At 47.4% G+C, this 9,772-nt stretch carries 10 protein-coding genes; 4 read left to right on the forward strand and 6 right to left on the reverse strand.

Going from position 1 to position 9,772, the window contains the following annotated elements:
• The 6 genes from KDK16_RS02705 to KDK16_RS02730 all read right to left on the reverse strand — a co-directional run.
• On the reverse strand, positions 1 to 561 hold a 561-nt coding region (locus KDK16_RS02705), incomplete at its 3' end, for an ABC transporter substrate-binding protein (RefSeq protein ID WP_257274559.1).
• The gene (locus KDK16_RS02710; protein ID WP_257274561.1) at positions 558 to 2,369 is read right to left on the reverse strand and encodes an extracellular solute-binding protein; all 1,812 of its coding nucleotides are present in this window, start codon (positions 2,367 to 2,369) and stop codon (positions 558 to 560) included. The genes KDK16_RS02710 and KDK16_RS02705, both read right to left, overlap by 4 nt.
• Positions 2,366 to 4,219 (reverse strand): extracellular solute-binding protein, encoded by a 1,854-nt coding sequence (locus tag KDK16_RS02715; RefSeq protein ID WP_257255634.1) that lies wholly within the window; start codon positions 4,217 to 4,219, stop codon positions 2,366 to 2,368. Before KDK16_RS02715 ends, KDK16_RS02710 begins: the two co-directional genes overlap by 4 nt.
• A 114-nt stretch (positions 4,220 to 4,333) precedes the next feature.
• Positions 4,334 to 5,950 carry a LysM peptidoglycan-binding domain-containing protein gene (locus KDK16_RS02720; protein WP_257255635.1) on the reverse strand — a complete coding sequence of 539 codons (1,617 nt, stop codon included), beginning with the start codon at positions 5,948 to 5,950 and terminating at the stop codon, positions 4,334 to 4,336.
• A 42-nt stretch (positions 5,951 to 5,992) separates the two neighbouring features.
• Entirely contained in the window at positions 5,993 to 6,775 is a 783-nt protein-coding gene (gene gloB / locus KDK16_RS02725) for a hydroxyacylglutathione hydrolase (RefSeq protein WP_257274562.1), read from the reverse strand.
• On the reverse strand, positions 6,772 to 6,996 hold the full coding sequence (locus KDK16_RS02730; RefSeq protein WP_257274564.1) for a hypothetical protein: 225 nt from the start codon (positions 6,994 to 6,996) through the stop codon (positions 6,772 to 6,774). Before KDK16_RS02730 ends, gloB begins: the two co-directional genes overlap by 4 nt.
• Positions 6,997 to 7,041: 45 nt before the next feature.
• Here KDK16_RS02730 and KDK16_RS02735 point away from each other — a divergent pair, with 45 nt between their 5' ends.
• The 4 genes from KDK16_RS02735 to nudC all read left to right on the forward strand — a co-directional run bounded on the left by KDK16_RS02735 (position 7,042) and on the right by nudC (position 9,756).
• Positions 7,042 to 7,782 carry a class I SAM-dependent methyltransferase gene (locus KDK16_RS02735; protein ID WP_257274565.1) on the forward strand — a complete coding sequence of 247 codons (741 nt, stop codon included), beginning with the start codon at positions 7,042 to 7,044 and terminating at the stop codon, positions 7,780 to 7,782.
• The gene (gene rnhA / locus KDK16_RS02740; protein WP_257255638.1) at positions 7,779 to 8,231 is read left to right on the forward strand and encodes a ribonuclease HI; all 453 of its coding nucleotides are present in this window, start codon (positions 7,779 to 7,781) and stop codon (positions 8,229 to 8,231) included. Before KDK16_RS02735 ends, rnhA begins: the two co-directional genes overlap by 4 nt.
• Positions 8,228 to 8,914 (forward strand): DNA polymerase III subunit epsilon, encoded by a 687-nt coding sequence (gene dnaQ / locus KDK16_RS02745; protein WP_257274567.1) that lies wholly within the window; start codon positions 8,228 to 8,230, stop codon positions 8,912 to 8,914. The genes rnhA and dnaQ overlap by 4 nt, the downstream gene beginning before the upstream one ends.
• Before the next feature lie 65 nt (positions 8,915 to 8,979).
• Positions 8,980 to 9,756, forward strand: coding sequence for an NAD(+) diphosphatase (nudC, locus tag KDK16_RS02750; RefSeq protein WP_257255640.1), 777 nt, complete (start codon positions 8,980 to 8,982; stop codon positions 9,754 to 9,756).
• The last annotated feature ends 16 nt before the right edge of the window (positions 9,757 to 9,772 follow it).

The following is a 9,772-nucleotide window of genomic DNA, read 5'->3' on the forward strand; positions in this document are numbered from 1 at the left end:
CCCCAGGATCAGTGGCAACTCACGGTTTTTGTTGTTTTTAAAGGTAAATAGAACCCTCATGGGCGCTGTGACTTCAGCTTTCTCGATATCATCATAGAAATGACGGTAGAACGTTGAGCCTTTCTCCCTTAAGAGATCAAAAGTGAATTTGACATCACTGGCTGACACACTGTGGCCATCGTTAAAGCGGGCCTTGGGATTAATGTAGTAGGCAACCCAGTGGTTATCCGGGTCTAACTCAATGGCTTGAGCAATCAAACCGTATTTACTTAGAGGTTCGTCCCAGGATCTTTGCAGCAGGGTGTCATAGAGCAAGTCGCTGCCAGCGGCTGCTGAACCGCGATCTACAAAAGGTGTAAGACTGTCAAACTGGCCAATCACTGCCTGTCTGAATTCACCGCCTTTTCGGGCCTGCGGGTTGGCGTAGTCAAAGTGTTCAAAATCTTTTTGGTACTTTGGTTCGCCATAGAGACTGATGGCATGCTTCAGAGGGATCTTGTCAGATCCCCATGCGAAACAGGCTGTTACTATCAGGAGTATACCCATGACCAGACGTGTCATTTTGGCTCTTCCTCCCACCAGATACTCAAGTCTATGGGGCCGTATAGACCTTCGTTTTCAGGATAGTTGTAACGGTGTCTGTGTGCTACCCGCCAGTAACGATGATAGAGCTGGGGAATAGTGTAATTTTCCCAGAGCAAGATACGATCCAAAGCCCTTGTGGCTGCTTGTAACTGGTCGATCGATTCAGCCTTGATAATATGCTCAATCATGGCATCAACAGCAGGGTGATTGACACCTGCCAGATTCTGGGTGCTTTGCTCATTGGCACTGCTGCTGCTCCAGTATTCTCTTTGCTCGTTGCCAGGCAGATCAGGCTGGTGGAAGGTTCTGAGCAGCATATCGTAATCCTGATTGCGCACTCTTCGAACGTACTGGGAGACATCCACCGAGACGATCTGCATATCAATACCGAGTATCTTCAGATTACTCTTGAATGGTATGGCAACACGTTCCTGTTCTGGCACTGCCAGCATCAGTTCGAACTTCAGTGGCTCGCCGGTTTCCTTGTTGACCCTTTTGCCATTTTTGAGTTCCCAGCCTGCCTGTTTTAGAAGGCGATTGGCATAACTGAGTTGCTTCCGAATATTACCAGTGCCATCCGTTTTTAAGCCTGTCCAGGATTGTTTAAACAGTCTCTCAGGAAGGATATTTCGATAAGGCTCAAGCAGTTTGACTTCAGCCTTATCGGGTATTCCTGTTTGGGCAAACTCCGTACCGGCAAAAAGACTCCCGGGCACTGAATAGATACCATAAAGGAGGTTAGCGTTGGTCCAGGCTGCATCATAACCCTGACTGATCGCTTCTCTGACGCGTTGATCCTGAAAGAGGTCTTTTCGACTGTTAAAGATAAACGACTGAACCTGAAAGCTCTTGCGCGGGTAATTTTTCTTGATAATCTTCCCGGTATCTATGTCTTTTCCCTTGTATGCATAAGTCCAGTTTTTAGCCAGATTCTCGACTCGGATATCATATTGCCCAGCAAGAAAAGCTTCCAGAGAGAGGGTAGAGTTCCTGAAATACTCCAATTTGATCTGCTCAAAGTTATTTCGACCAATATTCACTGGCAGTTTTTCAGCCCAGTAATGCTTGTTTCGCTCAAGAAACACGCTCTTGCCAAGCTCGTATTGTCTGATGCTGTAAGCGCCTGAGCTGACAGGAATATGGATCGTATGATCGTCTCCCCGGGACTGTTGCCAGTAGCTGTTGTGAATTACGGGTAACTGGGCCAGTCGAAAGGGCAACTTCTTGTCTTCAGGGGTATTCAGGGTAAGTTTTACCCGGTTTCCGGGTTCAATTTTTATTTGATCAACATCCTTTAAAAGGTGTTTAAAGTTGGAGAAATCACCATTTTTGTATTGAAGAAAGGTATCTCTTATGACCTCGGCATTAATTGGGCTGCCATCGGCAAAACGGGCTTTTGGGTTAATAACAAAGCGTATCCAGCGATTGTCATCAGGGTATTCGACACGTTCGGCGATCAGAGGATAAAGACTGCCGGGCTCATCCCGACTGGCATACATCAGGCTGTCATAGATGTAAGGACCAACGGCTGCAGGTAGTCCTTTGGCACTAAAGAGGTCAAAAGTGTCATAGGTACCAAGAGCAGCGAGTCTGACCTTGCCCTGACGGGGAGCATCAGGATTGATATAGGAAAAGTGTTGAAAGTCAGCAGGATATTTGGGAGTGCCGATCAGGTTAATAGCATGACTGTTGTGATAAGGTTGCTGAATACCGGCCTGAGCAGAAGCGTAAAAGCAGGCAAGAATCAGAGCAATAAGAGTATGTGCCCATGGTTTAATAGTCATTCTGTTCTCTGTTTTGAGCCAGCTGAAGATTTGGGTTTCATCCACCATGACGTAAGACGAATACCAAAGGGTGGGAAAGTTTCAGGAGTTTGCAGGTGCTGCCAGTATGCGATTCTTATAAAACGACCCTGCCAGTTAGGAATGAAGTAATGCTCCCAGAGCAAAAGACGATTCAAAGCCTGCATCGCGGTATAAAGATCCTTTTTACTATGGGCTGAGAGCGCATGATCAATCAAGGCATCAATGGCCGGGTTATGAATTCCGGCAAGGTTCTGGCTGCCTTTAATATCTGCAGATTCTGAATGAAATAATCCTTTGAGGTGTTCGCCGGGGAGATAAGGTACCATCAGGGTTGTTTGAACCATATCAAAATCCCTTTCTCTCAGTCTTCGCTGGTATTGGCTCAGGTCTGTAGCCCGAAAATCCATTTTGATTCCTACACTGGCAAGGTTGGCGGCAAAAGGGAGTATGAAACGGTCAGCCAGTTTTGAGTAGTGAAGAAATGTAAAGTGGAAGGGTTCATTTCGAGCGTTTAATAATTGCCCCTGATGGTAATGCCAGCCGGCCTCTTTCAGGAGTTTAAGGACTTGTCTTCGTTGAGCTGTGATATTTCCATCCCCGCTTGTTTTTGAGAGCTCGAATGGCCTGGAACAGAGCTCCGGTGGCAATATCGATCGAAAAGGTTTAAACAGTTCCTGTTCGTTCTGTGTGGGAAGGGCAGAAGTATTATTCTCATGGGCACTAAAGAAATGGGTGGTTCGGATATAGGCGTTATAGAAGAGCTTTGTTGAAGACCATTCCCAGTCGAACAACAGGCTGATAGCCTGCCTGACTCTTCGATCCTGAAACAGTGGGGATTTGAGATTAAAAACAAAGAACCTTCTGCCATAGTGCATTTTGTCCGGAATATTCAGCTTGATAACCTTGCCCTGTTGCATGGCTGGAAAGTCATAACCTGTTTCCCAGTTTTTCGCCTCACCTTCGTAGTGGACATCAATCTCGCCTTTTTTAAAAGCCTGGAAGCTGACATGACGGTCACGGTAAAAATTCAGAGTGACTTTGTCAAAATTATAAAGGCCTCTGTTAACAGCTAGCTCGGCTCCCCAATAGTCCGGGACTCGCTCGTAGACGATGGTTGCACCCGGTCTGACCCTGGCAATCTTGTATGGACCACTGAGTAAAGGTGGTATGAGTGTGGTTTTTGAAAAATCACGATTCTGCCAGTAATGTTTTGGTAACACAGGCAGCTCACTGAGTTTAAGTGGGAGTGCTTTAGAGGAAGAGGGTTTCAGAAAGAAGTGGATGATGTACCGATCTTCAATTTGGATGCGTTCAACCTGCTCCAGTGCGAGTTTGAAGTTTGGGTGTCCCTGTTCCAGCAGTATCTTGTAGGAAAACTCAACATCTTCGGTGGTAATCGGGTGCTGGTCATGGAAACGGGCATTTTTTCTCAGCTTGAATGAGAGCTTTTGTTTTTCCGGATCGTAGGCCACCGCTTCAGCTATCAGACCATAAGCCGTACTTTTATGTTCCATGGAGGGGGCATAAGGGCCAGTGCCCACCATCAAGGGCTCGTTTAACTCCAGAAAGCCGAAGCGGTAAGTATTGTTTGCCTGTGTGGGGGCTATTCCACTTGCACTATATGGATTCAGAGTATTAAAGGTTCCCAGGGCTGCCAATCGCAAATGGCCACCTTTGGGGGCTTCAGGGTTGACGTATTGGAAGTGCTTAAAATCTTTTTTATAGAGCGGTTCGTCCATGATGGACAGATGGTGTTGCCACTGCTCACTTTTGGCAATTGCCAGCATTCCTTGTAAATAGAGCAGTAAAAATAGCGTCAGTGGTTTCAATGATGCTCCCCGGTAATATTAAACCGAATGAACTTGACATCGACAATTCAAGGGAGCGCTTTACAGGGAAGGATGTCAGACCCGTGAAAAATCGGGTCTGGGCATCTTGGCTGATTATTCGTAAGCGCGCGCCACATCAACGTAGAGAGTCAATCGTTGGCCGGGCTGCAGGTATTTGCTGTCAAAGGTGTTCCAGGTTTTGATCTGAGCTACCGCTACATTGAACTTGTCAGCGATACGGGACAGGGAGTCACCACTGCGAACCTTGTAATTGACCTTGCGAACAACACCGTTCCGGGCAGCATTGGTTTTGCTCCATACCACCAGTTTCTGTCCGATTCTGAGATTATCTCTGGGTGACATGCCATTCCAGCGAGCCAGTTCCTGAACGCCAGTGTTGTACTTTTTAGCTATGCTCCAGAAGCTGTCTCCTGATTTAACGGAGTAATTCAATCTTTGCCGACCGGTGCGCTGGGTGTTTTGTTTGGCGATGCGACGCTGTGATGCTGTCAGGGCATACTTTTCCTTCTCTCTGGCGGGGACAGGAATCAACAGGCTCTGCCCAACCCTGATCAAGTCTGTATCCATCTTGTTAACTTCCTTGATGAATTTGGACTTGGTATTGAAGGTATTGGCAATCTTGCTGAGGCTATCACCCGACTTCACGGAATAACGGCGCCATTGCATACGTTTCTCCGTAGGCAATCGAGCCAGTTCAGTTTGGAAGGATTCGGCCCTTGCAATAGGAATCAGTAGATAGTGAGGACCAGAAGGTGGGGTAGACCAGCGATTAAGCCCGGGATTCAATCGATATAACTCATTCAGACTAATACCTGACAACTTGGCTGCCTTGGCCATGTCAAGCTGACCACCGGTTTTAACCTTGGCAAAATGTGGTTTGTTCGGAATAGGCTTCAGCTTGATACCGTATTTTGCCGGATTACGAACGATCTTGCCCAAGGCGATCAGCTTAGGGACGTAGGCGGTGGTTTCACTTGGCAGGTCAAGATGCCAGAAGCGAGTCGATTTACCCTGTCTCTTGTTCTTGTTGACCGCATTCATAACCCGTCCGGGCCCTGAATTGAAAGCAGCCAGCGCTAATTCCCAATCATCAAACATATTGTTGAGACTGACCATATAGTCGAGTGCTGCGCGGGTAGCTTCAACCACATCACGACGACCGTCATACCACCAGTTCTGCTTTAGTCCGTAATGTTCTCCAGTAGCTGGCATGAATTGCCACAAGCCGGATGCACCTGCATGGGAATAAGCAAATGGATCGAAGGCACTTTCCACTATGGGCATTAATGCCAGTTCCAGAGGAACGCCACGTTTCTCGGCTTCCATCAGGATGAAGAAGAAATAGGGACTGGCGCGATCAGAAACCCGGTCAAAGTAGCCCTGGTTTTTCTTATACCAGCGCAATTCTGCCAATACCCGGGGATGATTATTATCCAGGTCCATGGCGAGACCTCGACGGGTCCTGTCCCAAAGGTCAGTTGCTGGTTGCTTGGCTACCTGCTTTCTGACCGCTTTCTTGGCCATTTTGCCTTTGGTAACATTTTGCTCAGCTTTGACCGGTGAACTGGTACCCGCTTGTTCTGTAGAAGTACTCATACAGCTTGTAAGAGTCATAACGAGTGTGGCGGCGCCAAGGACTCGAACCAGGGGTTTAACTTGAGGTCCGGTATAACGACCGGACGCCTGCTCTGTATTCAAAGGTTCAGACATAAAAAATTTATTTATCGTGAAGGAACACAATGTTTATCGTCATCAAAACTGATCCTTCCAATGACGTAATGCTCCAAATACCTCTGCATCGTTTGACAGGACAGTACATGGGGCGTGCTCCTTTACTGCAGTAATGACACTATGTTGGTCAATACGCAGGAATGGATTGATGGTAAATTCCAGCTCCAGGCTGGAAGGCAAGCTTGGCCTGCCCTGTTCGCGAAGCTGAATGACTTTATTGCGATACTCCTTAATAGAGGGGTTAGCGGGTTCTACGGCCCGGGCAAAAGCCAGGTTAGCCAGAGTGTATTCATGTGCACAGTATACCCGGGTGTTTTTGGGCAGAGAACGGAGTTTATTCAATGAGCTCAGCATCTGTTCAGCAGTCCCTTCAAACAGTCGACCACAGCCAGCTGAAAATAGGGTATCGCCACAAAACAGGATGGGGTCGTCCTGATCTGGATTGGCGAAATAGGCAATATGATCAAGCGTATGACCAGGCGTTTTCAGAATGTTGAATTCGGTGCCGAGCACTGTCAGTGTCTCTGTGCCATTCAGGGGGTATGTAATACCGGAAATTTCAGCATTATCAGGGCCATAGACGGGAATATTACGGTCTTTTGTCAACGCTTGTATACCATTCGTATGATCCCAGTGATGATGGGTAATCAGAACGCCCGATAACGCCAGATTCAGACTTTTCATTGCTTTCTCAACCACGTCAGCTTCACCGGGATCAACAACCAGGCACTGTTGACTGCCGCTTTCAGAAAGCAGCCATATGTAGTTATCTTGAAAAGCCTTGATAGCTTGTATGTGGATCATAGGACATTCTGTCGGGTGATAGTCAATAACATTCTAATGTCTGGAATGGCCAGACAATCAATTTTACAGATTTTGCGTATAAAGTCTGTACTGTTTTCTTTACCATTGTTATAAGGGATGACACCGATGCTGGTCGAATCCTGCCGTGCCAGATAAGATGTGTAATTGAGCAGGACTATATTCTGGCTCGAGGTTTTTGCTGATTTGACTACAGCATACATGGAAAAAGCCTGATGCAATGGTTTAAAAAATCGACCGGACCTGAAATGCCTCAAAAGTTGCGGGCCCTGCAGGAGTGGATGCAGTCCGGCGCAGGAGAGTTTGTGCTCAAGGCAGAAGGCTGTCACATAGAACATGAGTTAAAGTATATCTTTGGTTATCACGCTGTCGAGTTATCCGTATCCCCGACTTCTTCTCTGCTGTCAGGCTCTCAAGTCAGCCGGAACTTCCGGTTTCACCCTTTGAACACTGAACCAGTGTCTTCATTACTGCTTGATCCTTACCACTGGCCGATTGCTCCGGGCAGCCTGGATCTAGTCTTGCTGCATCATATGGTAGAAGTGTCTGATCGTCCGCACCGGCTTCTCAGCGAAGCCGGTCATACCATCATACCCGGAGGCAAGATGATTGTAGTGGGTTTTAACCCTTTGAGTCTCTGCAATATCAAGCGGATGATACTTCCGGGTTATCGAAAGTTGTTCCGTGGGGTTCAGTTCATCAGTCCCAGCCGGATGAAAGACTGGTTAACCCTGCTGGGATTCAGTGTTGAGAAAGTGATTCATGGTGCCTATCTGTTCCCCTCCAACCACTCTGCAATGGGTTTGAAGACGGAAGTGATTGAACAACGCTGTCACAATTGGATGCTGCCCTTTGGCAGTTTTTACATCATAGTTGCTACCCGGGAAGTGCCAGGCATGACACCGATCAAGCCTGTCTGGTCCTCAGTGGGGCAATCCCTGGTCGGAAAGCCGATTACAGGGTCCAGCCGGGTGGGAGATAATCGTTGAGCAAGCTAGTTGAGCTTTTTACAGATGGTGCCTGTAAAGGAAACCCTGGCCCCGGAGGTTGGGGGGTGGTATTGCGTTATGGCACTGCTGAAAAAGGACTGTATGGCGGTGAAAAGGAAACCACCAATAACCGTATGGAATTGATGGCCGCTATTATGGGACTGGAAACCTTGACACGGACCTGTACGGTCCGTGTCACGACAGATTCCCAATATGTACGAAAGGGTATTACCGAATGGCTGAATGGCTGGAAACGCAAAGGCTGGAAAACAGCAGCAGGTAAATCCGTAAAAAACAAGGACTTATGGGAGCGGCTTGATGTTCAGAATACCCGCCATAAGATTGAATGGTGCTGGGTGAAAGGGCATGCAGGACATCGGGAAAATGAAATGGCCGATGAACTCGCCTGTCGCGGTGCCCAAGAGATTATTGAAGGTAAGAAGCAATGAGCCGCCAAATCATAATGGATACGGAAACCACCGGTATCGACCCTTCACAGGGCCACCGAATTGTCGAAATCGGTTGTGTGGAGATGATTGACAGGAAGCTGACGGGCAATACCTATCATGTCTATATCAATCCTGAGCGGCATATGGATGATGAGGTTATTCAGGTTCACGGTATTACCAACGAATTTGTTCGGGACAAACCGCTCTTTGCAGCAGTGGCCAAAGACTTTCTGGATTTTATCAAGGATGCTGAACTGATTGCTCATAACGCCCCCTTTGATGTTAACTTTCTCAACCATGAGCTGAAGTGGCTGGACCCCGGCCTCGGACAGGTAGAGGACTACAGTAAAATTACCGACTCCCTTGCCATAGCAAGAAAGAAACACCCAGGTCAGAAAAATAACCTGGACGCACTGTGTAAACGTTATTTTATCGATAACTCAGCCCGTACCTTCCATGGGGCGCTTCTTGACTCTGAAATATTGGCTGAAGTATATCTCGCCATGACCGGTGGCCAGACTTCGCTGCTCTTGGGTGGAGCAGGAGAGGGGACAGAGGATGATGTAACGGTTATCAGACGTTTATCTTCAGACAGGCCTGTCTTGAAAATCATCAAACCGACCGATGCTGAATTAAAACTGCATCAGGAAAAACTGCAAAAAATAGGTCAGCAAGACTGGTGATTGCTTTTGATAAATGAAGTTTGCAATGGCCAACGATTGATTCATCAACGAGAGCTGTGACATTTATGCCATACCAACCTGCAAGTGGCTGGACTCAGAAAGGAGATCAGTCTGATCGTTTTTTGATTCTTTCTGGTCATGACATCGTGATGAATCCTGATGGCGGGTTCCTCTGGGAGAATCGCTCCTGGATGGATGGCCTCGAAGCGATCAGAACCGGAACACTGGACAAGTATTCGGTCTCGGTTATAAAAACAGACCGTATTCCAGATGAGGGCAGTGCCATTGACGCCCGACAGTATATGGCAATGCAGCCTGAATCAATGGTGGCATTATACAGCCATGCAGCTCAAATCTTGAGATCAAGGAGAGACCACCAATTCTGTGGCCGCTGCGGTAGCCCGTGCATGTCAGGCGAAGGGGACTGGGCAATGTCTTGCCCAGCTTGTGAGATGACTTACTATCCAAGGATATCTCCGTGCATCATTGTTCTTATTCACAAAGGTGATGAAATATTGCTCGTTCGTCATAGACGACATTTGCGAAATACGACAATGCATACGGTTATCGCCGGTTTTATAGAGCCAGGAGAGAGTGCAGAGGAAGCTGTAGTGAGAGAGATCAGAGAAGAAGTCGGTCTGGAGGTCGGTGAAATAAAGTACCAGCTCAGTCAGAGTTGGCCATTTCCTCATGCCTTGATGCTGGGCTATCACGCCGAATATAAATCAGGGGAGATTTTTCTTGAAGAGAAAGAACTTGTGAGCGCTGAATGGTTCCAGAGAAATAACCTACCGGACGTTCCGCCTAAATTCACAATAGCCAGGCATTTAATAGATAAATAATATTATACAATCATAT

It is taken from the genome of Endozoicomonas sp. SESOKO4 (assembly GCF_024606275.1).

Bases quoted from the DNA above. Each gene is read 5' to 3' on its own strand.
- KDK16_RS02710 (WP_257274561.1), bottom strand. From the start codon at position 2,369: ATGACTATTAAACCATGGGCACATACTCTTATTGCTCTGATTCTTGCC.
- KDK16_RS02720 (WP_257255635.1), bottom strand. From the start codon at position 5,950: ATGTCTGAACCTTTGAATACAGAGCAGGCGTCCGGTCGTTATACCGGA.
- gloB (WP_257274562.1), bottom strand. From the start codon at position 6,775: ATGATCCACATACAAGCTATCAAGGCTTTTCAAGATAACTACATATGG.
- KDK16_RS02730 (WP_257274564.1), bottom strand. From the start codon at position 6,996: ATGTATGCTGTAGTCAAATCAGCAAAAACCTCGAGCCAGAATATAGTC.
- KDK16_RS02735 (WP_257274565.1), top strand. From the start codon at position 7,042: ATGCCTCAAAAGTTGCGGGCCCTGCAGGAGTGGATGCAGTCCGGCGCA.
- dnaQ (WP_257274567.1), top strand. From the start codon at position 8,228: ATGAGCCGCCAAATCATAATGGATACGGAAACCACCGGTATCGACCCT.
- nudC (WP_257255640.1), top strand. From the start codon at position 8,980: ATGCCATACCAACCTGCAAGTGGCTGGACTCAGAAAGGAGATCAGTCT.